Annotated in this window: 24 protein-coding genes, 2 other RNA genes and 2 riboswitches; of the genes, 3 read left to right on the forward strand and 23 right to left on the reverse strand. The window is 33.6% G+C overall.

Annotated elements, in window-relative coordinates; genetic code table 11:
* Positions 1–230: 230 nt before the first annotated feature.
* The 15 genes from AC1DKZ_RS05285 to AC1DKZ_RS05355 all read right to left on the reverse strand — a co-directional run bounded on the left by AC1DKZ_RS05285 (position 231) and on the right by AC1DKZ_RS05355 (position 14,676).
* Complete coding sequence (locus AC1DKZ_RS05285) at positions 231–1,778, reverse strand: hypothetical protein (RefSeq protein ID WP_476995755.1); 1,548 nt, start codon at positions 1,776–1,778, stop codon at positions 231–233.
* Positions 1,779–1,870: 92 nt separating this feature from the next.
* Positions 1,871–2,923 (reverse strand): glycosyltransferase family 4 protein, encoded by a 1,053-nt coding sequence (locus tag AC1DKZ_RS05290; protein ID WP_107886919.1) that lies wholly within the window; start codon positions 2,921–2,923, stop codon positions 1,871–1,873.
* Complete coding sequence (locus AC1DKZ_RS05295; protein WP_476995756.1) at positions 2,920–3,720, reverse strand: glycosyltransferase family 2 protein; 801 nt, start codon at positions 3,718–3,720, stop codon at positions 2,920–2,922. Before AC1DKZ_RS05295 ends, AC1DKZ_RS05290 begins: the two co-directional genes overlap by 4 nt.
* Positions 3,695–4,909, reverse strand: a complete 1,215-nt coding sequence (locus tag AC1DKZ_RS05300) for an O-antigen ligase family protein (protein ID WP_476995757.1) — start codon at positions 4,907–4,909, stop codon at positions 3,695–3,697. Before AC1DKZ_RS05300 ends, AC1DKZ_RS05295 begins: the two co-directional genes overlap by 26 nt.
* A gap of 3 nt (positions 4,910–4,912) precedes the next feature.
* Positions 4,913–6,349 (reverse strand): oligosaccharide flippase family protein, encoded by a 1,437-nt coding sequence (locus AC1DKZ_RS05305; protein ID WP_002141066.1) that lies wholly within the window; start codon positions 6,347–6,349, stop codon positions 4,913–4,915.
* Between the two features lie 83 nt (positions 6,350–6,432).
* Positions 6,433–7,071 (reverse strand): sugar transferase, encoded by a 639-nt coding sequence (locus tag AC1DKZ_RS05310; RefSeq protein ID WP_002030867.1) that lies wholly within the window; start codon positions 7,069–7,071, stop codon positions 6,433–6,435.
* Positions 7,072–7,089: 18 nt separating this feature from the next.
* Positions 7,090–7,710: a CpsD/CapB family tyrosine-protein kinase gene (locus tag AC1DKZ_RS05315; protein ID WP_476995758.1), complete on the reverse strand. Its 621-nt coding sequence runs from the start codon at positions 7,708–7,710 to the stop codon at positions 7,090–7,092.
* Entirely contained in the window at positions 7,697–8,440 is a 744-nt protein-coding gene (locus tag AC1DKZ_RS05320; RefSeq protein WP_476995759.1) for a YveK family protein, read from the reverse strand. The genes AC1DKZ_RS05315 and AC1DKZ_RS05320 overlap by 14 nt, the downstream gene beginning before the upstream one ends.
* A gap of 33 nt (positions 8,441–8,473) precedes the next feature.
* A complete protein-coding gene (locus AC1DKZ_RS05325; protein WP_476995760.1) occupies positions 8,474–9,634 on the reverse strand; it encodes an acyltransferase family protein in 1,161 nt (386 codons plus the stop codon).
* A gap of 332 nt (positions 9,635–9,966) precedes the next feature.
* Complete coding sequence (locus tag AC1DKZ_RS05330; protein WP_001228050.1) at positions 9,967–10,107, reverse strand: FbpB family small basic protein; 141 nt, start codon at positions 10,105–10,107, stop codon at positions 9,967–9,969.
* 187 nt (positions 10,108–10,294) lie between these two features.
* A complete protein-coding gene (locus AC1DKZ_RS05335; protein WP_215552636.1) occupies positions 10,295–11,161 on the reverse strand; it encodes a 5'-3' exonuclease in 867 nt (288 codons plus the stop codon).
* A 132-nt stretch (positions 11,162–11,293) separates the two neighbouring features.
* Complete coding sequence (locus AC1DKZ_RS05340) at positions 11,294–12,019, reverse strand: P-type ATPase actuator domain-containing protein (RefSeq protein WP_476995761.1); 726 nt, start codon at positions 12,017–12,019, stop codon at positions 11,294–11,296.
* A 354-nt stretch (positions 12,020–12,373) separates the two neighbouring features.
* Positions 12,374–12,539, reverse strand: a riboswitch (M-box (ykoK) riboswitch).
* Between the two features lie 203 nt (positions 12,540–12,742).
* Positions 12,743–13,129, reverse strand: coding sequence for a DUF350 domain-containing protein (locus AC1DKZ_RS05345; protein ID WP_002086561.1), 387 nt, complete (start codon positions 13,127–13,129; stop codon positions 12,743–12,745).
* On the reverse strand, positions 13,126–14,361 hold the full coding sequence (locus AC1DKZ_RS05350) for a glutathionylspermidine synthase family protein (RefSeq protein WP_476995762.1): 1,236 nt from the start codon (positions 14,359–14,361) through the stop codon (positions 13,126–13,128). Before AC1DKZ_RS05350 ends, AC1DKZ_RS05345 begins: the two co-directional genes overlap by 4 nt.
* Positions 14,362–14,364: 3 nt before the next feature.
* Positions 14,365–14,676: a hypothetical protein gene (locus tag AC1DKZ_RS05355; protein WP_002086563.1), complete on the reverse strand. Its 312-nt coding sequence runs from the start codon at positions 14,674–14,676 to the stop codon at positions 14,365–14,367.
* Between the two features lie 83 nt (positions 14,677–14,759).
* On the opposite strand from AC1DKZ_RS05355, the gene AC1DKZ_RS05360 reads away from it, so the two are divergent.
* Positions 14,760–15,209: a hypothetical protein gene (locus AC1DKZ_RS05360; protein ID WP_002030848.1), complete on the forward strand. Its 450-nt coding sequence runs from the start codon at positions 14,760–14,762 to the stop codon at positions 15,207–15,209.
* 56 nt (positions 15,210–15,265) lie between these two features.
* Here AC1DKZ_RS05360 and ssrS (AC1DKZ_RS05365) read toward each other — a convergent pair.
* From ssrS (AC1DKZ_RS05365) to AC1DKZ_RS05385, 5 genes are all read right to left on the reverse strand, one after another.
* A non-coding RNA gene (gene ssrS, locus AC1DKZ_RS05365) (6S RNA) lies at positions 15,266–15,449 on the reverse strand.
* Positions 15,450–15,470: 21 nt separating this feature from the next.
* Positions 15,471–15,653: non-coding RNA, 6S RNA (gene ssrS, locus AC1DKZ_RS05370), on the reverse strand.
* Positions 15,654–15,769: 116 nt separating this feature from the next.
* Positions 15,770–16,603: a sulfurtransferase gene (locus tag AC1DKZ_RS05375; RefSeq protein ID WP_476995763.1), complete on the reverse strand. Its 834-nt coding sequence runs from the start codon at positions 16,601–16,603 to the stop codon at positions 15,770–15,772.
* 2 nt (positions 16,604–16,605) lie between these two features.
* Positions 16,606–16,878 (reverse strand): YpbS family protein, encoded by a 273-nt coding sequence (locus AC1DKZ_RS05380; protein WP_000451806.1) that lies wholly within the window; start codon positions 16,876–16,878, stop codon positions 16,606–16,608.
* 21 nt (positions 16,879–16,899) lie between these two features.
* Complete coding sequence (locus AC1DKZ_RS05385) at positions 16,900–17,367, reverse strand: GNAT family N-acetyltransferase (RefSeq protein WP_016101462.1); 468 nt, start codon at positions 17,365–17,367, stop codon at positions 16,900–16,902.
* A 72-nt stretch (positions 17,368–17,439) separates the two neighbouring features.
* On the opposite strand from AC1DKZ_RS05385, the gene AC1DKZ_RS05390 reads away from it, so the two are divergent.
* Positions 17,440–17,694: a DUF3931 domain-containing protein gene (locus AC1DKZ_RS05390; RefSeq protein ID WP_000369740.1), complete on the forward strand. Its 255-nt coding sequence runs from the start codon at positions 17,440–17,442 to the stop codon at positions 17,692–17,694.
* Between the two features lie 3 nt (positions 17,695–17,697).
* On the opposite strand, the gene AC1DKZ_RS05395 is transcribed toward AC1DKZ_RS05390, so the two are convergent.
* Positions 17,698–21,357 (reverse strand): dynamin family protein, encoded by a 3,660-nt coding sequence (locus AC1DKZ_RS05395; RefSeq protein WP_476995764.1) that lies wholly within the window; start codon positions 21,355–21,357, stop codon positions 17,698–17,700.
* 578 nt (positions 21,358–21,935) lie between these two features.
* On the opposite strand from AC1DKZ_RS05395, the gene AC1DKZ_RS05400 reads away from it, so the two are divergent.
* On the forward strand, positions 21,936–23,099 hold the full coding sequence (locus tag AC1DKZ_RS05400; RefSeq protein ID WP_476995765.1) for a DUF418 domain-containing protein: 1,164 nt from the start codon (positions 21,936–21,938) through the stop codon (positions 23,097–23,099).
* Between the two features lie 14 nt (positions 23,100–23,113).
* On the opposite strand, the gene pbuX is transcribed toward AC1DKZ_RS05400, so the two are convergent.
* Together pbuX and AC1DKZ_RS05410 are read right to left on the reverse strand one after the other, a co-directional pair.
* Entirely contained in the window at positions 23,114–24,436 is a 1,323-nt protein-coding gene (pbuX, locus tag AC1DKZ_RS05405) for a xanthine permease PbuX (RefSeq protein ID WP_476995766.1), read from the reverse strand.
* Between the two features lie 2 nt (positions 24,437–24,438).
* Complete coding sequence (locus AC1DKZ_RS05410) at positions 24,439–25,032, reverse strand: xanthine phosphoribosyltransferase (protein WP_002086571.1); 594 nt, start codon at positions 25,030–25,032, stop codon at positions 24,439–24,441.
* 107 nt (positions 25,033–25,139) lie between these two features.
* Positions 25,140–25,241, reverse strand: a riboswitch (purine riboswitch).
* Positions 25,242–25,341 lie beyond the last annotated feature (100 nt).

Raw genomic sequence — 25,341 nt, forward strand, 5'->3', positions numbered from 1 at the left:
GACTACACATTTCTCTTTTAAATTGAATTTATCCCGCTATTTGCGGGTAGTAAGGCTCCCACCTCAAAATTCGGCGAATACGAGGAAGTTAGGTGGAGTCGAGCTGCCCGTAAAAGCCCCATTAATGCGGGCTAATAATCAGTGGGGGATGGACAAAAACCCACTGATTAAAGTTTCACTTTATCACGTCGCCTAGTACTCGTCCAAAATTATACAAAGACAGGATCATCTCACGTTATTTTAGTCGTAATAAGCTGACCAACTTCATTAATAGTAACTTTCCATTTCGCTCCACTAGCAGTCTTCATAATTACACCTTGACTCGCTTCCAGCTCAATATCTCCAAACATTCTTCCACCAGTTGTCGCTAACCAAGCATTTCCATTTTCCATAGAAGACCTTGCAAAAATACGATTAATTCGAAAACGCTTATGGTCTTGAGAGTAACCACTCAATGTAATTCTTACTTTATATAACTGATTAGCTTTCATATTCGATATAACTGTATCTCCAACATTTAATGGAACATCTGCCGCGATAATCCAACTCCCAGTTGCACTTAATGCATATTCAATTTTAATTTTCTTTGGGCTCTCTCCCCATCCAAAGTACATCCCAATACAATTCAACATTTTGATCGGATTTTTCGTAAAGTCCAATTCAATAACAACTGGATTACTATCTGGAACATCAATATAATTCACACTTTGTTCATCTATTAAATTAAAACAATTAGCGATATTTCCTCCGTAAGGTAATTTCCCACTTACTTGCTTGACACTATACTTCAGCTGAGCATTTACTAAAATATCATCTTGATTTCCTATTAAATGTGGTTTATTCAGCGTCAAAGGTAACTGAATCCGAAGTGATTCTTCATAAGTAGACTTACAAACATTGTATTGTCCGTTATCTACAATAGTTGTTGAAAGTAAATTTGAAAAAAGGTAGTTACGATGGGAATTGGAAGAAAATTCAATTACTATTTGTTCACTACTCATCCTGTACGTATCCCAAATCATACAGTTGAATGTATTATAAGCACCTGAACAACGAATTGCTTTTTTCGTTCGTTGTCTACATTGCACTTGAATATCATGAAACGTATTTCCTGAACTTTCATTTGGTAAATCACTATTCCCATCTACTTCTATTCCATACTGACATCCATCAATAAATATAGATTGAAATACATTTGCGTTAATCCAGCAAGGTGTATTTATATTGTCTACATATTCCGTTTTTAAATATATTGCAGTTTGAAAATTTTTAACTTGAACATAGTTAACTTGAAAGAAACTAATATAATCCCACGCTTTTTGACAATAAAAATGTATAGCTTTTCCTTTATATGATGGTGTGGTATTTATTATATTTATATTTGATATGACAGATTGATTAGGCACTTCTATTTGTTGTGAACCGGAAACATAAATAACAGATGACTGAAATACTTGATTAATAACTTGAATAGTACCGCCAGTTATAGAAGCATTACTTTGTAACTCAAACGCATTAAAATCTCCATCAATTTGCAGCGTTACGGTAGGATCTAACTCTAATCTTACGTTGGATTTAATAACAATCAGCTTCAATATTTTATACGTATTAACCCCTGTAATTCTTACCGTCGAAATTCGGTTCGCTACACAATAATTAATCGCTTGTTGAATCGCTAACGAACTATCACTTCCTGAATTCGGAACTGCACCAAAGCAATCAATATGAACACTATTTTCTGGCGCACACTCCTCTTGTGAAGAAATATATTCTGACAAAATAAATTCACTCCTCATATTGCCTTTTTCATATAATATGTGAGTTCTCTATTAAAAGTTTGTATCATAAAAAAAACAAACGACCTCCACGGTCATTTGTTTAATTCATATATATCCTTCGTTTCTTCTACCATTTTAGTTAACGAGAAATTTCTTTCCGCTTTTTCTCGCGCTTTCACTCTAATATCATTCACCTTTTCTTCATTTCCTTGTAATTCCTCCAGCACGTCTGCGAATTCAGATTCGCAATATTCAGATATTAAAACACCTGATTCTCCATCTATTACCGCTTCATTTATTCCGCCGACATCTATTGAAACAATTGGTGTTCCTGTAGCCATTGCTTCAATTACTACCATTGGAAACACTTCACGAAAAGATAATAAAAGTAATACATCCATATTTCCTATAAACTTATGTGGCTCTGAAATATTTCCTAACATCTTTACACTTTGTTGCAAGTCATATTTTTCTATTTCTTTCATAATAGATTCTTTCTCTGGTCCATCACCAGCAATATAAAACATAAAATCATTTCTCTTTTTTAACACATTTGCAATTTTAACAAATAGTTGATGATTTTTCTCCTTGGATAATCTAGCTAATATACCTACTTTATAAGTAGATTCTTTCTTTTTCTGCTGGAATAAAAATTTTTCAATATCCACACCGTTGTAAATTGTCTTTACTTTCTCTTCAGCTACATGAATTGAAATTAAGTTATTCTTTTCAAATTCACTTACTGTAATAATATTGTTCACATATTTATTCATGACATAACGAAAAAGAATTGGCATTTTCTTTTCTAGTATCGTTACATTATGTTTCGTATACACGATTTTTATCTTTCTTTTAATAAACTTTTGAAGTAGAAATGCATATAATACCATTCGCAAACTATTTGCATGAATAAGTTCTATCTTTCGTTTATAAATCTCTTTTCGTAAGTAATGAATATTTCTCAAATGATTCCATCGACTAAGTAACATGAAATTTTCTTTTCTAGTAAGAGATTGATATAATTCTCCCTCACCTGCAGCTGTATAAACCGTAATGTTTTCATATTGCAAATTGTTTTCCAATTTACAGAAGTAACTCTCGGCTCCCCCAGTTATCAATTTATCTGTCATCAACAATATATTCATACTTGCGTCTTCCCAACTACATTGATTTTATTTTTTCTGTAAGCATGATAAGCATACTTACTAAAATAAAAAAAGGTTTGCAATGAATTAAGTGGTTTTTGTGCTCTTAACAGCTTCCAATATCGGAAGGCCGCCCTTATTTTATTTCTTGAAACAGAATTTGTAACAATTCTATATTTTGCCAATACCTGCTGTATCCCTTTCGCTTCATATCCTTTATATAACAATTGTAGCCATAACGCTGTATCTTCAGGCTGCACACTGGGCATTTCAATACAAGGAATCTTCTCACGATCAAGCATCACTGTTAAACACCCAATAATTGTGTTTCCCACTAAATAATGATAATCAACAAATTCCGGTACGTTCACCTCTCTATTCAGATCATTATTATTTTCATCTATTAAACTATAGGACGTATACGAAAATGCAACATGTGTTTCTTCCATAAATAACAATTGCGTCTCCAATTTATTTGGTAGCCAAATATCATCACTATCTAAAAAAGCAATATACCTTCCTCTCGCTTCTTTAATCGCTATATTCCGAGCTTTAGCAGCCCCCATATTTTCTTCTAATGATAATAACCGAATTCGTGAATCCCCTTCTATCATCTCTTTAATTTTTACAGCTGAGTGGTCCGTTGAAGCATCATCAACGATAAGCATTTCCCAATTTTTATAAGATTGACTCTGCACAGATCTGATTGTATCACCAATAAAACGTAAACTATTATAAGAAGGTGTTATTATGGAAATACAAGGCACCTCGTTATGTACTGATAGACACTTTACCATCTATCATTCCCCTTCCTTCATATGTTGAAATGTACTTCACAACAACTGCTAAAAATAGAAAGAAAGCTTCGTTAATAATAAGTGATAATGACATCATCTGAAATAAAAATACAATCATAGTCAATAAAAGATATGGCTTTTCACAAAACAAGTTATACTTAGTCAACTTCACCATTAAAATACATAAAAAAGCGCTATATAAAAGAAAACCAATTGTACCCGATTCAGATAAAATTTCTAAAAATGTATTGTGCACATATAGTTTTTCATTGAACTGATACTCATAATAATTCGAAAAATTAAAAGCACCGATACCGATATATGGATTAGATAAAAAATATTTGAAAGCAGCTTCCCATAGTGTAAATCTGCCACTCCCATTATCGCGTGAAAAATCAGAAATTCGACCGTTCAATATATCATCTAGTTGTCCACCCATTACTACATTCGCTAAACTAAAAATAACAACACTAAGCAATACTAAGCCCATTATTATTTTTACTTTTTTGGCAAAACTGGACATGCATACATATACAAAAATGACGAGCACAATTGCTAAAATACCACCTCTTGAAAAAGTTAATAAACTCGTTGTAACACATAGAATCAATCCTATTACGTTGGTGATATTATATAAATTTGTCATATAATACATAAAAAATATTGTATTATAAAAAATAAAGATGTTGGGATCATCTAATAATCCAATTAATCTCGGATATCCTCTATCTACTAATAATCCAGCATAAATCTCTCTCTCTTCTCCGCCATATAATCCAAAATGTTGTAATCCAACTATATAGAGTATGAGACTTACAATATTAAATACTAATCCTACATAGACAATGGCTGACTCGAGCACTACTATTTCGGTGTTCCCCAGTAAATTCCTCATAATAAAATAACATCCTAAAACAAGTAATACGCCGAAAATCATACGAATACTAGCACTTAAATATATAGAAAGAATGCCACTTAAACAATAGATGAAATAAAACAGTAAAAATACAACTTCATGAAAATATAGCTTTCGAATATAAAAATCTTTAATTGTTAAACAAAAATAAATGACTAGAAAAATCATATATATCTTCAAAGAAAACCCTATATATATGTTGTATTTACTTAACATAACAAACAAGATTAGAAGAAAAGTCCATTTCATTGAAATTTGCATATTATTTTCCATAGGCTATATCTCCTGCTTCGTAATATAATCCTTTTCTCGTATTTTTCTTATAAATGAAAGAATAAGTTTTTTTAACTCATAATCATATAGGAATATACCAACTACTACGATAAACGTATTAAGAACAAGTGCAATCAAATTATATGTCTTTAATACATATTGCACTCCAATAAAAGTTACACCAAAATAAATTGTATACGGTATTACAATTTGGAATACAATTTTTTTCCTCACTGTACTTACTGCTGTATATCCAATCAAAGCCACTATTTCAAATAAAACCATAGCGTAAGCCGCTCCTCTAACTCCACCAATGCTACTGAAGCTATATAGCATAATTCCTCCAATTACTAAAGCAACACACTGTACGGCAGTTCTCTTATTTTGAAATCCACTCGTTGTTAAACCATCGGCAATAGCAACATTTAAACTTTGTAATACAATGAGAAAAGATAGTATTTGGAGCGGCTCTACTGCATTACTCCATTCCGCATGAAAAAATATAGAAATAAAATAGGGTGCTAAATTATATAAACCTATCGTCATACATATTCCCACGACCGCCATTGATTTTATTTGAATCATATTTAATTTCGTATGCTCTTCTAAATTATTCTGGTTATAGTGTTTAAAGAGCACTGGGAAAAAAGCCCCTGCAATTACCCCTGGCACTTGATATAAAGCTGCTGGCATCCGATAAGCTACCGCGAAAACACCCACCATACTTAATGGTAATGTATAATTGAGTAAGATGGGTGCTAATTGTGGCGTACTCATTATTAAAAACCCACTAACAATAAAAGGACCTAATTTCCAAAACAATCCTTTATGAATTGCTACTTTCATATTAATGTTCGTCTTTTTTCTCATAACGTATATGCTAAATAAACCGCCAATCATATAACCAAAACCATATAAGCGAGCTGTTATATACACTGGTAATTCTCCGAAAATGCAAAAGCATGTAATTATAATGACAACTGTTGCGGATACAACTTTAATTAGTGCTATATATTTCATACGTTCCATAAGCTGAAAGTAGGCAATCCCTATATTTTGACATGTAAGGCCTATTAACATCAGGAACATTACGTTTAACATCATATAAATTAAATTCTTATCCTCGTACACATAATGAATAGCTATATAACCAATTACAGAAATAAAAATAAGAAGAAGTATCCTTATCTTTATGTATGAAGATACAATCGTCCCTAAATCTACTCCATCCTTTGCCCCTTCTCGAAGAAATGTATTACTAAGCCCTAAATCTGTAAAAAATAACATTACAAACGTAAATGCTATCGCAACACTAAACATCCCGTAATTTTGTGCATTAAAAAAGTTGGCTAAAGCAATTAAGCTAATGGCTTGAAGAAGATTAGCTAAAATCGTACTATAAAATAGATGTACAATATTGTTTAGAATCGATCTACCCATACCAGTTCTCCTTTGCATGTAACCTACTTATATTTGTTGTGTATTAATTTAATATTTACATAAAATTATATTTACTATGTTTTTTATCTTGCGCCATTCCCATTCAATACAATAAAAACTGTCTTACATAAAATACGAATATCCATTCTAATCGTCTTCACTTCAATATATTCCATATCCAATTCCAACTTTTCTTTCGGATCAAGATTATATCCTCCATTTATTTGTGCCCACCCTGTTAACCCTGGTTTTACTAATAAACGGTGCCTGAATTCTGGAATATTAACTTCGAATTTTTCATAAAAATACTCTCTCTCTGGCCTAGGACCAACAAAAGACATATCACCTTTTAAAATATTTATAAGTTGTGGTAATTCATCCATTCTCGTTTTTCTTATAAACAATCCAACCTTTGTAATTCTCGGATCATTTTCATTTGCCCATTGTGGTCCGTTCTTTTCAGCATCGCTAACCATCGATCTTAATTTAAATAAATAAAATCTCTTTCCATTGATTCCTAAACGCTCTTGAAAATAGATTGGAGCCCCTGATGTTTCTAAAGCAATCAAAATACAAAAAAACAACATAATTGGTATCGTAAAAAGTAACAATATGAGTGAAAATATAATATCAAACAAGCGTTTTACACTTCGATTCAAAACCTTATCCTTTTCTTGAGCCGGAATAGCATACAACTTAGCTTGATTTGTTTCACGAATCATGGATCGTTACCCCCAAATTCAAGAATATAAAACTATACCTAGCAATTCACATTCTTTCCTCTTTATGTCCGCTATTACTTTTTTCACTGTACGCAGCGAATCTTTTCGTTTTTTGACTGCCAAAATTACTCCATCACATTTCTCCGCAATAATATACGTAGCAGGAAGCTCAAATACTTCGGATGAATAAAAGAAAATATAATCAAAGTCTACTTTCCACTTGTCTATTACATTATCAAATTCATCCATAGCAACTAAGGGCGTCCCAGTATGTACATTTTTTTTTGCGGGAATACAATATAAATATTCAGAAAAAGAACTAGAAAAAGATTCATAATTTAAGGCGGAAGAGCTTAATATATCGTTTACTGTTGTCATATGGTTGCTGTGTAATAGTAGATGGAGTTTAGGATCAGAAAAATTCATATCGACAAGTAATACTTTTTTTTTCATTTCCGTAAAAACTAATCCCATATTTACTATAAGTGAAGCAACAACACCTCTATCCTTCGTTGAGCTAACTGTGAATACTCGTTTTCCTGATTTTTTCAATTCATGATATATAGTATAAAATTGCTCTTTCATCAGAGCATCATGCGGATCGAATGGCAGCTTTTTCTTTGTCTTAAACATCGACATGTTCACCTCGATATATAGATGATTGCTTATCAACCTCTATAGGTTTCTTTTTTCTTTTCGGTTTCATATTTATATGACCAATAACAGAGACTGTCGTTATTTTCTCTAAATCCTGTTCCACGTATATACGTTCATCAAAATAATCTCGAAATACAGCTAAACCTACACCAACAAAAAAACTAACAATTAAAGAGATAGGAATGATAAGTTGAAATTTCGGAAACAGCTTTTCAGCTTCYTCCTGTAACTCTCGGTCAGTTAATATTTTTACCCCCTGTACATTCGTATACTGTTGAAAGCTTTTTTGAGATTGTTCTGCCAATGACTTTACAATTTCTTTCACGATTTTAGGATCCGAATCTTTTACTGTAACAGTAACAATTTGTGAGTTGTCCGTATTCAACACCGAAATTTTTTGTGCTAATTCATAACTTGATTGTTCTAATTTCAAAGTGTTTCTTACTGTCGAAATAATAAGTGGACTTTTTAAAATGTCAACAAACGATGTTACAAGTTGCTTATTTTCTTGTGTTTTATTCGCTGTATTTTCCTTATTAAACTCATCTAAATTTCCAACAAGAATTTGCGCTGAATATTGATACGAAGGCTTTAGCACATACATAGAAATAAGAACTAGAGAAACGGTTAAACAACACATCGTCAAAATGATCGTTACGAATCTTCTTTTCAGTAACTGTTGAAAATCTTTCATACTAATTTCTTGCTTCAATGATTCCACCGCCTTTTTATGAATAGCATCCTGTTAATCATTTTGTACAGATAACCCTTTCTTTTCTATATCTGCTTGTTTTGTTATATACTTTCCTAATCTGAATGAAAATTTCTCTACAAACAAATATGAAATCGTTGCAAGTATAAAAGAAAGAATGAGCGACATAATCAAAATAATAGTTAGCGGTAATACATCATTGAGCATGTATATTAAGGAAAATAATGATATAAGATGATACAAATAAAGACTGTAAGAAATTTCCCCCAAATACAACAAGTATTTATTGCGTAGGAAGGTTGAAAATGTTGACACTGAAAGGCTTAATATGACAAATAGACATGCGCTTATCGCTACTACGTAGTCTCGAAATATAAAATTATTGAGCACTTTAATTTCTCCAATAAGCCCTTCATACATATAAAGTAAAATCGCAAATAAAAACCATGTAATTTTCGTATTTTTAGTACAATTACTATAAAAAGCTATTAAATTATTTTTATACTTCGCAACTAGTGCTCCTAGTAAAAACAGCACTGTGTAATGCAACGTTAATACATAGCTTGTTAATGTTAAACTCGAGCGAAATAAAAATAATATCACGACAGAACATATACTAAAACTAAACAATGATAGTAATGAACCCCTTACTGTTTTGCGTAAACAAACCATCAAAACTAACGGGAAAATTATAGATATTCGCATTTCATGTACAAGTGACCAAATCACACTGTTATATGTATCTGTATTATATTTCCCAACCAATAAAACATGCTGTGCTATTAGACTTAAAGAACTTTCAATCGTCCATGAGCGATTAAACCATTCGCTTAAATAAGAAATACCATATTTACTTATTGTAGTCTGGCATATAATAGCTATGACTATTGCCACAATATATGGAATGTATATTCTGCATATACGTTTTAAAAGGTATGATCCATAGCTACTATTTGTTTTTTGAATAGATTCATACAAAACAAATCCACTCAAAACAAAAAAGATAATAACAGATTCGTTACCACTACTAAAAATAAGACGTGCAGGCGTTTCTTTTAATAGATATACAACAAATGGTTTATTATCTTCATAACTGTAATTTTGAAATGCTGAGAAAATCATCAAATAATGACCAATCATTACTACCAATGAAGAAATTCCTCTTATAGAATCCAGTTCTTCATGCCTCTCCATCGTTTTACATCAACTCCTAATGAAATGATAATAATCATTTCAAAGCGACATCTTTATTCATATTCCTCTCCTTTCTTTTCATTCCAATTTTTCATATTAAAATGATTTTATAGTATAAATTTGAGTGTATTGTAACATTTTTTGTAATATTATGAATAGTAAATCTTAAAAATTGGTATATACCAATTTCAACCTCAAAAAATGGGTAATATTGTTAGAAAAACACTATAAAAATATGTTGCATACTTACAAAATTAAAGAGAGGACTAGTGTTTTTTCAATATAAAATAAAAAAGATAGCCTTTATTTATAGGCTATCTTTTTTATTTTATTTAATTATTAGCACCATTATATGCTACATGTCGTTTCTCAATCCGTTCTTCAATTTCTTTCATATTCTCTTTATTAGTTAGTAGGGATTGTTTATTTTCTATTAATAATTGTTTAAAGGATTTTCTCACTTTTTTTCGCATGTTTATTTTCCTCCTTGGGGGATGGTTTATATAAAAGATAAGGAATTATCTGTGTGTTCTTATAATAATTGATTGTTGTGAATTCCATTTGAACTTCAGATGAAAATTCCGTTTATTTTCTGACAACTTTGTGAACAAAAAAAGAAAGGTTAATCAAAAATATATTTGATCAACCTTTCCATGCTCTTTAAAGCATATTAATTAATATTTCAGGTCTTCCCCAATTCATTTCGTTACAAACAAAGCGTAGTTTTTCTTCGTCCATTGTGTGTAACCCTTCTTCTAATAAGCATGCAATTGGAACTTCACAATGAATTTGCGCTAATTGTAAAGAGATATTTAAATTCTCTAAATCACTTTCAATTTTTGTGCGCTGCGCTTTCGTTAATGATGCTATATTTTCTAGCACTGCCGATACTGTCCCGTATTCTTGAATCAGCTTATACGCTGTTTTTTCACCAATACCTTTTACACCCGGATAATTATCACTTGTATCACCCATGAAAGCTTTCGCATGAACAATTTGCCAAGGTTCTACACCTTTCTCTTCCATGATTTTTTCCGGTGTGTAATACTCGTAATTTCCAATTCCTTTACGAAGAAGCATAACTGTAACATTCGTATCAACAAGTTGAAGTAAATCTGTATCACCTGTCAAAATATAAACTTCCGCTTCATTGCAATATTGTTTTGCAAGCGTACCGATACAATCATCCGCTTCATAACCTTTCATACCGATTACAGGCATAGATAATTTCGCAGTCATTTCTTGCACTAAATCAAATTGCGGAATTAATTCTTCCGGCGGTGCTGCACGATTTGCTTTATAATTCGAGAAAGATTCCGTTCTAAATGTCGTACTTCCCATATCCCAGCACGTTACAATGTGCGTTGGTTCGATTGCTTGTGTTGCTGTTAATAAATGCTTCATATAACCATGAATCCCATTCGTCGGGGTACCATCTTGTCGTTTCATAAATTGTCCATATACACTTGTTGCGTAAAAAGCACGAAATAATAGTGCCATACCATCAACTAATAATACTTTTTTCATAATTCCTCTCCTACTAACAAAAAATAATAACCTCACGTTATCACGTAAGGTTATATATAGATTACCATTCTACGTTTTTGTTCAACTTTGTCTATTATACATTGTTTTTGTATATTTAGCATCATTAACACATTAAGACATTCTACCGCAGCAAGTATGAAGTATTCCTGAATACGTATTTTTACCTGTCGAAACAACTACAGCCTTTGCATTTCCGTCAACAATATACGTACCTTTGAAACATACATTTTCAAGTTCAAGTGGGTTATAGTCTTTCATCCGTTTTAATGGAATAAATCGTTTACGTTCAAGATGATAGCAACTTTCAAATTTCTCAATACTAGCATCGTTTCCTGTCAGCATAGATTCATTTACTAATAAATCATTTGCATAAATAATACGTACATCTGCTGGCACTGTATCGCCCTCTGCAAGAAAAATCATATCTCCAGGTACAAGCTCTTGTACTGGTAATTTCATCATTTTTAGTTCACTGTTTAGCCCTGTTACGCTACAGCCAGCTACTCTAGAAACAGTAACTGTTTCACATTGTAATTCATCACCCATATTTTGTTTTGAAAGACCTGGGATCATTCCACTTAGCTTCATCATTACTTCCGTAATACGCGCTCTTTTTGAAGTTAATTCATTTCGGCCGTATACTTGAATACGCTTTTGTGCCTCTTTCATAGATAGTCCGTCTCTTGTTGTTTTAAAATACGCAAATACAGATTTTACATCTCTTGTTGCGATTTCAATTAATAAATCTTTATTTTTTTGAAGCATTGTTTGTTCTTTCATTGCTTTTTTACTTAATTTATACGAAGTGTTACCCACACTCTTATTTACATATAACATATTATCGTCTCCTCCTTTACAACATAGGAAGAAACGCTTTGTTTCTCAATTTATCCACTTTACTGTGAAAGTGTCTAGCGCTTAAATACTCGAATAAACGCTACATTATGATAAATATAGAGGGAGGAACAAGTCGTTTCCTGCCTACATCATATATTTTTGATTTGAAGTATATGGGTAACGGAACCGAGTCAGAATTTGACATGCTCCTCACCTCCTCTTTAATTTTTTAGTTATAATCTATACTATGAAATTACTCATAGCTTGCTAACAAAAAAGACCCTTACTCATAAGAGAGCAAAGGTCTTTGCATACACAAATAAGCGATTCCTAATATAATACAATTAGAAATCTATGGACCTCTCCCTCGCCGAGTTTTAGCACTGTATAGCATAGGTTCATTACCAGCTACGTTAAGAAAAACCTTAATTCGATCATTCCTGTTGACCCATTGGCGTCTCTCGACATTTTTGGGCAGTAGCATTTCTCTATACAGGAGCCTCACCTAACAGAGACTTATTATAATTACATAGAAAATGTTACTCTTATTTAAAATAGATGTCAACACTTTGTATGGAAACTTTTCCTTATTACAATAACTATCTCGAGTTTAGTACACTAATACGCATCCTGCTCAGCGTTCGGCTACATAAATTAATTGAACACATATTGCAAAAAATTAGCAAATGAAAAATAAAACCCTTACGTTAAAATGTAAGGGTTTTAATACGTTACACAACCAGCAATTACAATTCCGATGGAAAGTGATAAAAACATAAGGAAAAGACCAACTGCTTGATTATCTTCTTCAAGACTTTTATTAATATTAAAACGTGGTGTAAGCCATTCCGCTAAATAAAAGACAATAATTTGAGCTAAGATCCCAACAGCTCCCCATGAAACCATATCAAGAATTGAAATAGAATTAGCAGCCGTTGAATATAAAACGATAGCAAGACCAAGTAGTCTTCCTCCAAGTACATAGCTTACCGCTTTATTCCCTTGAGCCATTAACTTAAATTCCTTAACTTTCGTTGTCACTTCCATAAGAAAAAGACCGATACACAAAAGTACAAGTGATACTGCTAAATATAGTAAAAAATTAATCATTTATTTTCCTCCTTCTTAATACCTACCGGTAAATAATACGATTCATTTCCCGTAATTTTTTCCCCGGCACGTATACCGATGCTGCTCGCTTTTCCAGCAATTAAAAAAGCCCCAAACACGTACGACAGCTTCTCAATTCCTTTTTCAGTTTCCAAAAATACAACTGGAAGCTCTGTATATTTCTGAAATATAGGCAGTGACGATTTATACGTTTCATGTGCATTTCGAATCATAATATTTGTATCCTTATCACGAATCGTAATCGTGTCACCTTCCCTACCGAACGAAGGTTTTTGAACGAAAGGACTTTTCCCCAAAAATAAATCTGGCTCTAAATATGTAGGAAGCATATATTCTTTAATCCACTTTTGTTCCTCACTTGTGTAAAAAGCACCTTCTTCTGCTAATCCCCAAATAAGACATTGAATTGATTTCGGCTGAAGTAAAAAGGCCGACAAAGGATTTATAATAAAAAGCTTTCCTTCTTTTACAAGTTGCAAAAGTTCTACTCCCACCAAATCCCCCGTTTCGGGATCTTGATCTTCAATTAAGTCTTCAATTGGATATGTTTGGCGATACAAAACATCAATTGGTACACCATCTCTATCTACTAAAGCATCATCTGTAATTCTAAGTTCTGTCATTGGCATCACTTTATTTTCAACATGACATAGCCCACTCAAATACATAGTCGTATTCCAATCTTCTATATGTTCATGATGAGCTGTGAAAACAACATTTGGATCTTCCATTCCTTTTGTAAATTCCATTACGGCTTTTGTAATACCAGAAGAAAGTAAGCGCTCTTGATTTGCATTTGGATCATCATAGTCAAGTTCTTCACAAACTTTTCCATTCATTTGAAAGCATTCCACAATAAAAGTTGGAGTATCACTATTAAACTCAAGCATTTTAATACGATTATCCTCTGTTAAAGCAAAATCAAATCGTGAAATAACAGATTCAGGATACATCCCTTTCAGTCTAATAAAAGGCAAGCTTGCAGTTGGAAAACCGAGTTCAAGAAGCTGTTCATTAGATACATTCCGAAGAAGTCTAGCAGTCTTAAAAAATATTTTCCCCATTCGTTCAGTTGCTACTTGTAATTGTTTCATCGTTTGCTCTGTTATCGGGAAAACATGAAACAAACTATACTCACATTCATATAAATCCGACCAGAAATGAGGATAATTCGAATAAAATTCTTTTCGTTTCTTTATGTATTGCGACATATTTTAACCTCCAAATCCACCTTTTGAACCGCTTCCAATTCCACCTTTAAATTCGGCCGAAGATTGATAAGTTTTAAACTCTGATGAATTTTTGAAGGTGGATTTATTTTGATAGTATTTACCACCATAAAAGTAATGTCCACGATAACCTGAACTACTATCATCACACTGCCAAACACCAAGTTCATCATCCCAATCCCAATCAGAACAACTATTATCATTCGGTTCGGGGGGAATATCTTGCGCACAGCCAAATAAAGTGCCCGTCATTAAAGATGTCAGGACACTACCTACTAGCCATTTCGTTTTTGTCACCTTTGCACTCCCCTTTTTAAATTATATTTCTATTATATAAGATGTCATGATAAAGTAGAAGAAAAAGGAAGAAGAGGGATAAAATGAGATTGGAATATCGGCTCAATGATGAAACAAACGGGTATCCAGCTTTATGGAACTACGCAAATATTTCTAATTCTGAAATTGTCGCGCGCATGACTTGTGAATATTTTATAAAAGATGGAAATACATATATCGTTACTGCAACTTCAGTAGATCCAGACGGGACAGCAGTGTTATATATACAAAAAGAAGTTTTTTCCAACGACCCTTCAGATCCTACATACTCGCACATAGGTTTTGAAATTAGAGAACTAAAGGAAACCTGCTCAATTATGATAGAAAGTAAAGATATTTGGAATTACGAGGATATCTTACCCTCTCTCCATTCAGATATTATATATATTCAACGGGATGGAATACATTTGGAATTCACCCTCGATTCAAGAGAAATTGATGAAGACCGCAAGTGCTATATTTATTATGGGAACTTTACAGGTAAATCGAGATAACATGAGTATATTTATTCAACAAAAAAACCTTACGTATAAAACGTAAGGTTTTTTTATATAGTCCCACATATGCCGTTATCTATAGATGTCCATAAACCTGCTCTCACAGGTGGATGTTCTCACAAATGTTTGTAACTTCCTTCTTAAAAAGATGGCCTGCTATCTACATTTAAATATTGAACTTCCGCATTATACTTATTGGTTTAAGACATACACAAGCTACGTACACCGTAGGAATTTTATATACTATTAGTTGAAATAAGACCCCCGCAAGTGCCGTCTCTCGTAAATGTCCAAAAACCCGCTACTCGCAGGTGGATGCCCTCACAGTTACCGTATATCTTCCTCCACAAGGAAGGCTTGATAATGGTCACTAAATATTGAGCTTCCGTAAAACTAACATCGGTTTTAGACATAAATAAGTTACGCACACCGCAGGATGTATTATTTACTTGTCGTTATATTATCACATTGTTTCCAATGTGTAAAATATAATTTTTTTGAAGCAATCTCTTGCTTGTGACCTTATTTTAATACAAATTATTTTTGCATGCAAGTGATTAACCTTCTTCTTTTGCAATTTGATTTTCTGGATAAGAAATCCAATCACTCCAGCTACCTGTATACAATTTAACATTTTGAAAACCAGCTAATTTTAATGCAACTATGTTCGGACACGCTGTAACACCAGAACCACAATATACGATTGTTTCCTTCTCTTTATCAAGATTTTGGAAACGCCCTTGCTGTTCCTCTTCGTTTTTTAAGTGTCCCGATTCTAAAATCCCATCTTTCCAAAAATAGTTTACTGCCGTCGGAATATGCCCTGCCTTCGAATCAACGAGCTCTTCCGCACCAGCATAACGTTTTGGTTCCCTAGAATCAATTAATGTCATRTTTGCACCTGCACGAATTTTCCCTCTCACATCTTCCATCGTTACAAGCATATTTTCTTGTATTTCCGGTATAAAAGGTTTTCGTGCAATAACTGGGATATTCGGCGTTGTGTGTAGTCCATTCTCTTTCCAAGCTGGAAATCCGCCATCTAATATATATACTTTCTCATGTCCTACATAGTTTAATAACCACCAGAGACGAGAAGCTTTTGCACCCGCTTGACTGTCGTATGCAATTACTGTCGTATGTTCACCAATACCAGCTTGTGAAAGCTTGTCTGCAAACTCCTCAATATTCGGCAATGGATGGCGACCACCATGTTCTGTTACAGGACTTGATAAATCTAAATTCAAATCAAAATATAACGCATGAAGAATATGTTCTTCCTCATACTTTTCTCTACCCCAATTAGGATTCGCTAAATCAAAACGACAATCGATTATACGGACATTCTCATCTTCTATATGCTCACGTAACCATTCGACTGTAACTATCATCTTTAACGACCTTCTTTCTCTTGCAAACGACTTACATACTCCATAACCATTTCTTCTGTAACAAATTTACGCTGCAGTGTAACACCATTTTTTGCAAGATCATTAATTTGCTTTGTTACAACATTAATGATATCAACCGAAAATTCTTTCCCCTTTGACGCAAGAGATACGGCTGCTTCAATAGCTGCTTCACGCTGCGCATCTAATTGTAAACATGCTTTTACACTTTCATTTTGTTTACGAGAATGTGCTGTAATTGCTTTATGTACTTCCATCTTCTCTTCCCCCTAAATAAGTTATACGTTCTTATTCAATTCCATTGCAAGCCGAATCATATCACGACATACAATCCCATTTTCAATAATCTCTTCTTCATAATGCTTTGAAAAGTAATCAAAATCAATAGAAAAAATACGAAATCCACATTTTTGATATAAAGCAAGTTGTGAAACACTAGAATTGCCTGTACCAACTTCAAGTTTTGACATACCATATCCTTTAGCAGTTTCTACGGCATGACTTAATAGCTGCTTTCCAATCCCTTTTCCTTGCAAATGCTCTACAACCGCAATATTCATAATTTCCATCGTCTTCGGCCTTGTTTCCAAAAGAACATATACACCGACAACTCTCTCCTCTTGCTTAGCTACATATGTTAACCCTCTTTGTACATATGCATCAATTTGCTGCTCACTTGGGTCAGCAAGCAATAATAAAGGTTTCGGTATAGCTTCTTTCGAAATATACTCTATTACTGCACACATAAAAAACTCCCCTTTCTCTATTGTTCTAAACCCTCCTTGTCTACCATAAATAATAGAAAGGAGGGATTCACCATGGACAACAATGAAAAAAAATGCAACGTCATCTCTATTGATGGAAAGAAGAAGAAAAGCGACACGTATTCCTACCCAAAATTAGTAGTAGAAAACAAAACATATGAATTTTCTTCATTCGTCTTATGCGGTGAAACACCAGACGGCAGACGCCTCGTTCTTACTCATATGATTTCTACCGATGAATTTGCTGGGTTTGTAAAATCTTTAGATACTGTACTACAAAAGAAAATTGAACGAATCTTTTTTTCATAACAGCTATTTAATATAAATTTCTTTTTCAATTTCTACTAACTGCCTTTGTAGCTCTTCTTTACTTTGTTCGTATAGTGATACATCAATTGTTTCAGCTAAAGCGAATAATATACTTTCATAATAATTCTCAACATCTTGCTGCATCACTTTTTGGAATAGGTTCCATTTTGCATCCCACTCTTGCTTATAATGATGAACGAATAAATCTTCTTCATCAACTACATAGTTTGATACGAAAGGTTCTAACACTCCTTTAGCGTCTTCTTGCATAAAAGCTTTATCATTTTTTTCAAAAAAGCTTTTCTCATTTTTAAAATGTGCTAGTGCCTTTTTAAAATCTTTTATTTCTATTGAAGGAAACGGCTCTTTATGTGTAATAATTTTATATTCATAATCCAATGTTCCACCCATAGAAATCGATTCATTTTCCACTTTGCAATTCACAACAATTTCATCCTTTGCACGCTTCATCGCTTCATCTATCCATTTTTCAAGACGTAATGATGTCGCACGCATTTCTTGTAATAAATCATGTTGAATAAATGAAACTAATTCCATTACACATTGCTGCAACTGCATTTTCACATTCCCATCTGTTCGTAACGACGCCGGATTAATAAATTCAGTAAACACATCGTTATAGCGTAAAAATAGACGTTGGTGTACATAATAAAGCAATTCTTTCACTTCATTTTGCATTGCTTGCTCTTCAGCAAGTACACTATATGATGAAATAATATGAAGTAGCTGATTACGCTCTGCTTCATATTTTTTTGTTTGCTTCTCTTTCTCATCATTTCCCTGCTTTGCGCCATTTATCATATTTACAAGAAGCTGATTCGCTCCTTGCAATGCACCATATAAAGCATGCACAGATACAAGCATTAAATCCCTCATCATAAAGGACGTAAATGATTCTTCAAACTTAGTAATCCCGGAGTTTTGTAAAATACCATACTTTTCTTTATCAATACTTTTCCCTTGCTTTTCTTCAAGCGCACATAAACTTGAAATTGCAAATAAACGTGGATTTCTAATACCGTATTGCAGGAGCTGATCCGCAATATAACCTTTTACCATTTCAAGTTCTTCTTCAGATTGTGCTAAATCGGCAGCATTTATTAAGAAGAACATTTTATCAAGTGCAAATGTATCCTTTACACGACCGAGCTGAATTAAAAATTCACGATCCGCACGAGAGAAAACATGATTATAGTATGTTACGAATAAAATAGCATCTGCGTTTTTAATATACTGGAATGCAACATCCGTATGGCGCGCGTTAATAGAATCCGCCCCTGGTGTATCTACAAGAGCTACTCCTTGCCTTGTTAAAGCACAATCATAATAAAGCTCCATATACTCAACAAAGCATGATTTTTCTTCATTAGCTACATAATCAGAGAACTCCTCTAATGTAACTTGTAATTGTTCCCCTAAATGATTAGCAACTGCCTCATATCCTTTTTGTACCGCTCGCAAAAAGCTAAATGTTGTTTTTTGCTTCCCGCTTGGTGAAGGGTATTTCATAATTTGATCAATTTTCGTTAACGCTTCTTCCAATGTAGCAATTTCATAGTGAAACATTTTATAAACAGCTTTCATATCTTCTAACAGCGCTTGCTCTGACTTAAACTGGACAATTACCGTTCCATGTGGTTTATCTTCTGTAACTGGCAAAATTTGATTTATTGTTGCTGTCGTTGGGTTTGGCGATACAGGAAGTACCTTTTCACCGAGCAATGCGTTAGCAAATGATGATTTCCCAGCACTAAAAGCTCCAAATAACGCTACTGTAAATTGCTTCGTTTCTACACGCTGTCTTTTTCCAACTACTTCTTGCTGTAGATGTTTCAGTGTAGGCAATGGATCTAATATCGTTTCAGCTTTCTTCACTTTTTCTAATATACGCTGAATATTTAAAGCTTTCGTTCCTTTAATCTCTTCTTCACTAGCCGCTACGTTATCATTTACAATTTCTTGCTCTTGTAGTGTAAACTTCTCACTAACAACTTGTTTTTTACTTTGTAATATTTCGTCTATTTGCAATCCATCTGGTATAGAAACATTTTCATTCCAAATATCTCCTAAATAGCTCTCATATTCCTCATACGTCTTAATGTATTGTAATTTTGTTTCTTTTGCTGTTTGTAACATCGTGTATTTTTCAATTTCTTCTTCAATACGAGCAATCTCTATCTTCACTTTCTTCTGCAATATACCCGTACTTTTTCCAGAGATTTGCTGAGATTTCATAAAGTATCTTTTCTTTAACTCATTTGCAACGTCAGCAGTATAAAGAAGTAAGTAATCACCGGTAAATCCAGCCCCCTGTTTAATTGTTTCAGCCAACACTTCCGGTCCGAAAGCAATTTCTAACGCATATATGTCTTTCCCTATTTCCTCTGTAAATAACCCTTCTTCTTTTAAGAAGGCTACAATAAATTCTTTCACATGAAAATCAAGTTGCGTTTCAACAGTCTTTTGAAGAGCAGAATAAAAAGCATCTACACGTCTCTGTTTTTCTTGCTCCGTCTTTCCTTTCGCAAATAACAAACCAACTTTAAACTTCGTTAATTTCGTTTCTAAATATTTATTTGCCAATTCTCTCATTTCAAATGGCATTAAATACGCGTTATCTAATATGGCTTGTAAACCTTTTATAAATTCATTTCTCACATCAGATTCTTTACTAGCCACCCGATTTTTATTTTCAGTTAACTCTTCCTTTTTTTCAACTATCTCTGAAAGTGACAGTGGTGATGTTAATTCTTCTTCATATTTCATGAGATGTTTTTCATTTTCAGAAAGAATAAACGAACAATGTTCTTGCAGTAAATATTCTGTTTCTCGCTCCATTCCCTTTCTTACATACTGCTCTTTTTCTTTCATGATAGAAAAGATTAATGCTTCTAAACTTTGAATTTCATTGTATGGATGATTCATCATTCGCAATGATGTATAGAAAATACCATCTACTTCAATATCCCAGTTAGAAAAAGACTGTTTTACACTATCTCTATACTCTTCAAACGATAACTCATTTGCTTTATGTTTATCTATTTGGTTTACAACGAGATAAACCGTTTTATTACGTTGTTTCAATTCTTTAACAAACTGTAAGTTAACCTCTGATTGGACATGGTTATAATCCATCATATAGAAAATAACATCTGCTAGATGCAGTRTTGATTCCGTCGCTAATTGGTGGGCATCATCCGTAGAATCAATTCCGGGCGTATCAACTAACATAACCCCATCAGGAATTGGCGCATCATTTCGATAAATATGAACACCAATTACTTCATCACCGTCTTTACATATTTGTTTTAATTCTTCTGCTGAATATGCGCCGTCATATTCATACTGTTCTCCAGACTTAATCGTTACAACAACACGATCAGATCCTCTTTCAATTTTAACAACGTTAGCACTCGTTGGAATCGGACTTGTCGGTAATAATTGCGCTTTATATAGGTGATTCATCATTGTCGATTTCCCCGCAGAAAAATGACCACAAAAAGCTAGCATAAGCTGCTCTTGTTTATATTTTTGAATCACTTCAAACAACTTCAAACTATTCTCTACATCGCCGTTTTTTTGCCACTCTTCATAAAAACAAACAAGTTTTTTCATACCGTTTGTCTGTACTATGTTTGTCATCCCCTTGTTCCCCTTTATCCAAGATGTATATACTTTATCCCGCTATTTGTGGGCAGTAAAAACCCGTTTCGTGCGGGCTAGTAATCAGTGAGGGATAGACCTCCCCGCTGATTAAAGTTTCACTTTATTATCATACTAAATTTTCAGCATATTCACATCAAAAATAAAAAATCCCTTTCATTCTTTTTACAAATGAAAGGGATTTTATGTAATATTATTCATTTTGTTGTTCCTACTCCATTTAATACATACTTTGTAACACCAACATATATAGCAATCGTTCCTGCAACAAGTGCATACACCATATTAACACACCAACCTTTTTTTGATAATGATTATCACTTTTGAATACATTTTATCATTAAAGAGAATCATTATCAACAAATTTATAAAAAAAGAAAGCTCCTTCGGGAAAAGGARCTTTACTGCCTGTTTTAAAGAAGTTTAAAACTTGCTGTGCACTCTTATTATATCTCATAATACACATCTTAGCAGTTTTAAAAATTGGAAATTACCTATATACCCTCCTCTTTACATTTTGTATAATAAAAGGGAATTACTTAACAAGGAGGAAAATAATGACACAAAATATTTCACAAGGCGAGAGGATACATTCCATCGATATTATTAGAGGAATAGCTGTACTAGGTATTTTTCTTGTTAACTGGCCTGTTATCGCTGGGATTGATTCTCGAGACATTTCCGGCGTTTATGATGGATTAGACAGCTATATTCGCTTGTTTTATGACATGTTTATTCAAACAAAATTTTATACTATTTTTTCATTTTTATTCGGATTAGGTTTTTATATCTTTATGAGTCGTGCTGAGGCGAAAACAGATCATCCGAAAACTTTATTTGTTCGCCGCTTGCTCATTTTATTATTATTTGGGTTCTTGCATTACGTTCTTTTATGGGACGGGGACATTTTACATAGTTATGCAATCGCTGGATTTTTCTTATTGTTATTTTATAAGAGAGAACCTCGTACTATTTTGATTTGGGCATTAGTTTTACTAAGCATTTTTCAATTTTTAATGCTAATTACTAGCATTGGAATTGCCTTAATGCCAAGAGATGAGCTAGGACTCTCCTTACCAATCATGCCATTAGAGGACTGGATGTTACAAATACAAAATCGTTTCCATGCGTTTTATTCTGAAGCAATTGGGCTAAGTGCATTCATGCTTCCAGAAACAGTTGGATTATTTTTGCTTGGTTTATATGCTGGCAAAAAAGATATTTTCCGCCGCTCAAAAGAATTAGATCCAAAGCTTAAAAAATGGCAAATCATTATGTTCGTTTTAACATTACCAATGTGGTTCTTTATGGTTCGTTATTTCTTGTCAAAACAACCTTATAATCCGATTTACATGAGTGCCTTTACAATGTTTAGCGGAAAAACATTATTCATCTTCTACATTTTCACACTCATGCGTTTATTACAAAAAGAAAGATGGCAAACATTATTACGCCCATTCCAATATGTCGGACGAATGGCGTTAACAAATTACATCACGCATACGATTGTTACGTTACTTGTATTCGGCCTATTTTTCAAAAAGTATTATCCCGCTCCATTATGGGTGGGACCACTATTTTGCATCGGCTTTTATACGTTACAAATCTTTATTAGCCGCTGGTGGCTTTCACGTTACCAATATGGGCCACTTGAATACATTTGGCGCCTTGGTACGTACGGTAAGATGATGCCACTTAAAAAGAAAAGCAAGGTCTCATAATGAGACCTTGCTTTTTACGCTTCTCTTATTGCACTTTGCATAGAGACTGGTTCTTCTTTTACTTTTACTTTGCGATGCGGCACCATATTAAATACGATATTTAAAAGTACTGCTGACGCACTTCCAAGTACAATTCCGTTATCTGTTAAAATACGGATGTTTTCCGGAAGCTGTGAAAATAACGTTGGAACAACTGTAACTCCAAGTCCGATTCCGACAGAACATGCGACAATTAATAAATTTTCTTGTTTTCCAAAATCAACACTGCTTAACATTTTAATACCATATGCCATAACCATGCCGAACATTGCTAGCATTGCACCGCCAAGTACTGATTTCGGAATAATTGTTGTAATGGCTGCGATTTTAGGAATAAACCCAAGAGCAATTAACATACCACCACAAGTATAGATAATGACGCGATTTCTTACTCCAGTTAATTGAACAAGTCCTACGTTTTGAGAATATGTTGTGTATGGAAATGCGTTAAAAATACCACCTAGAACCATTGCTAATCCTTCTGCGCGATAACCTTTTGTTAATTCTTTTTCACCGATCTTCTTATTACAAATATCAGATAATGCAAAATATACCCCTGTTGCTTCCACAATTCCTACGCAAGCAACGAGAATCATCGTAATAATTGGCGTTAATTCAAATGTTGGTGTACCGAAGTAAAACGGCTGAATACCGTGGAACCAATCTGCCTCTCCAACCGCTTGCAAGCTTACTTTCCCCATAAATGCTGCGACGATTGTACCGAACAAAAGACCAAGTAATATAGAGATTGAACGGATAAATCCATCAAAGAAACGATACATAATAATGATAAATAATAAAACACCAAATGCTAACGCTAAATTTTCTAGACTTCCGAAATCTTTACTTCCAACTCCTCCAGCCATATCATTAATAGCTGCTGGAACAAGTGTAACCCCAATAACTGTAACGACAGATCCTGTTACAACAGGAGGAAACAGTTTTACAAGCTTCCCAAATAATTTCGCGAAAATAACAACAAATAATCCCGCAGCAATAATTGCTCCATATATAGAGGACACGCCGTATTGTTTACCAATTGCAATCATCGGTCCAACCGCTGTAAATGTACAACCAAGTACAACCGGAAGCCCAATACCGAAAAAGCGATTTGATAATGCTTGTAAAATCGTTGCTACGCCGCACATTAATAAGTCAATCGATACTAAATACGTTAATTCTTGTTGATTTAAACCAAGTCCCCCGCCGACAATAAGAGGAACAATAATTGCGCCAGCGTACATGGCAAGCATGTGCTGCATACCAAGCGATGCGATTTTAAATGGGTGCTGCTTCATCGTTAGTTCACCTCCGCAGTTTCTTGCTGTACAAATGTAACTGTGCCGTTATCAAGTGATGCAATTTCTGCTAGTGATTCAACACGAACACCCTGTTCACGCAGCTTCTTTCCTCCATCTTGAAATGCTTTTTCAATAACAATGCCAATTCCCGCAATACTTGCCCCGGCTTGCTCTACTAAACTCATTAAACCTAAAGCAGCCTGACCATTTGCTAAAAAGTCATCAATAATTAATACATGATCATTTTCATCAATATGATTTCGAGATAATGAAATCTCGTTCGTTTCTTGTTTTGTAAATGAATATACGTTTGCAACATACATATTATCTTGTAACGTTAACGATTTACGCTTTCTTGCAAAAACTACTTTTACACCAAGCTCTAAAGCAGCCATAACCGCTGGCGCAATGCCTGAAGATTCAATCGTCACGATTTTTGTAATGTTCTCTTCTTTAAAACGCTTAGCAAATTCTTTTCCGATTTCTTGCATAAGTACTGGATCAATTTGATGATTCAAAAATGCATCTACCTTTAATACATCACCAGATAAAACCTTTCCTTCGTTCAAAATCTTTTCTTGTAATACTTTCATGTTAGTTCCTCCTCTTATGCAAATAAAAAGCTCCAAAAGCCGCCACCACTCGTTACAAGTGAGAGACGTGCTTTTGGAGTTTCGCAAAAAAGAATGCTAAACAAGCAAATATATTCGTCCTCACTCATAGTCAAAGTATTTACGGTACTTCGGTAGAAACTTGCAGGCCATATCCCCGCGATTATATGAGTGTAGCTAACTTATTTATTTATAGAAGGATTATAACGCACTTTTTTCACTTTGAAAAGCATTTATCGAAAAAACACGTACGAATTTTATGAAAATACCATTTTTGTTCGAGTTTTTCAA

Source organism: Bacillus sp. 05T21 (assembly GCF_056396785.1).

What these genes read in the sequence shown, in the direction of transcription:
- AC1DKZ_RS05290 (WP_107886919.1), bottom strand. Translation starts at nt 2,923, where the DNA reads ATGAATATATTGTTGATGACAGATAAATTGATAACTGGGGGAGCCGAG.
- AC1DKZ_RS05295 (WP_476995756.1), bottom strand. Translation starts at nt 3,720, where the DNA reads ATGGTAAAGTGTCTATCAGTACATAACGAGGTGCCTTGTATTTCCATA.
- AC1DKZ_RS05300 (WP_476995757.1), bottom strand. Translation starts at nt 4,909, where the DNA reads ATGGAAAATAATATGCAAATTTCAATGAAATGGACTTTTCTTCTAATC.
- AC1DKZ_RS05305 (WP_002141066.1), bottom strand. Translation starts at nt 6,349, where the DNA reads ATGGGTAGATCGATTCTAAACAATATTGTACATCTATTTTATAGTACG.
- AC1DKZ_RS05310 (WP_002030867.1), bottom strand. Translation starts at nt 7,071, where the DNA reads ATGATTCGTGAAACAAATCAAGCTAAGTTGTATGCTATTCCGGCTCAA.
- AC1DKZ_RS05315 (WP_476995758.1), bottom strand. Translation starts at nt 7,710, where the DNA reads ATGTCGATGTTTAAGACAAAGAAAAAGCTGCCATTCGATCCGCATGAT.
- AC1DKZ_RS05325 (WP_476995760.1), bottom strand. Translation starts at nt 9,634, where the DNA reads ATGGAGAGGCATGAAGAACTGGATTCTATAAGAGGAATTTCTTCATTG.
- AC1DKZ_RS05330 (WP_001228050.1), bottom strand. Translation starts at nt 10,107, where the DNA reads ATGCGAAAAAAAGTGAGAAAATCCTTTAAACAATTATTAATAGAAAAT.
- AC1DKZ_RS05335 (WP_215552636.1), bottom strand. Translation starts at nt 11,161, where the DNA reads ATGAAAAAAGTATTATTAGTTGATGGTATGGCACTATTATTTCGTGCT.
- AC1DKZ_RS05340 (WP_476995761.1), bottom strand. Translation starts at nt 12,019, where the DNA reads ATGTTATATGTAAATAAGAGTGTGGGTAACACTTCGTATAAATTAAGT.
- AC1DKZ_RS05345 (WP_002086561.1), bottom strand. Translation starts at nt 13,129, where the DNA reads ATGATTAATTTTTTACTATATTTAGCAGTATCACTTGTACTTTTGTGT.
- AC1DKZ_RS05350 (WP_476995762.1), bottom strand. Translation starts at nt 14,361, where the DNA reads ATGTCGCAATACATAAAGAAACGAAAAGAATTTTATTCGAATTATCCT.
- AC1DKZ_RS05360 (WP_002030848.1), top strand. Translation starts at nt 14,760, where the DNA reads ATGAGATTGGAATATCGGCTCAATGATGAAACAAACGGGTATCCAGCT.
- AC1DKZ_RS05380 (WP_000451806.1), bottom strand. Translation starts at nt 16,878, where the DNA reads ATGGAAGTACATAAAGCAATTACAGCACATTCTCGTAAACAAAATGAA.
- AC1DKZ_RS05385 (WP_016101462.1), bottom strand. Translation starts at nt 17,367, where the DNA reads ATGTGTGCAGTAATAGAGTATATTTCGAAAGAAGCTATACCGAAACCT.
- AC1DKZ_RS05390 (WP_000369740.1), top strand. Translation starts at nt 17,440, where the DNA reads ATGGACAACAATGAAAAAAAATGCAACGTCATCTCTATTGATGGAAAG.
- AC1DKZ_RS05400 (WP_476995765.1), top strand. Translation starts at nt 21,936, where the DNA reads ATGACACAAAATATTTCACAAGGCGAGAGGATACATTCCATCGATATT.
- pbuX (WP_476995766.1), bottom strand. Translation starts at nt 24,436, where the DNA reads ATGAAGCAGCACCCATTTAAAATCGCATCGCTTGGTATGCAGCACATG.
- AC1DKZ_RS05410 (WP_002086571.1), bottom strand. Translation starts at nt 25,032, where the DNA reads ATGAAAGTATTACAAGAAAAGATTTTGAACGAAGGAAAGGTTTTATCT.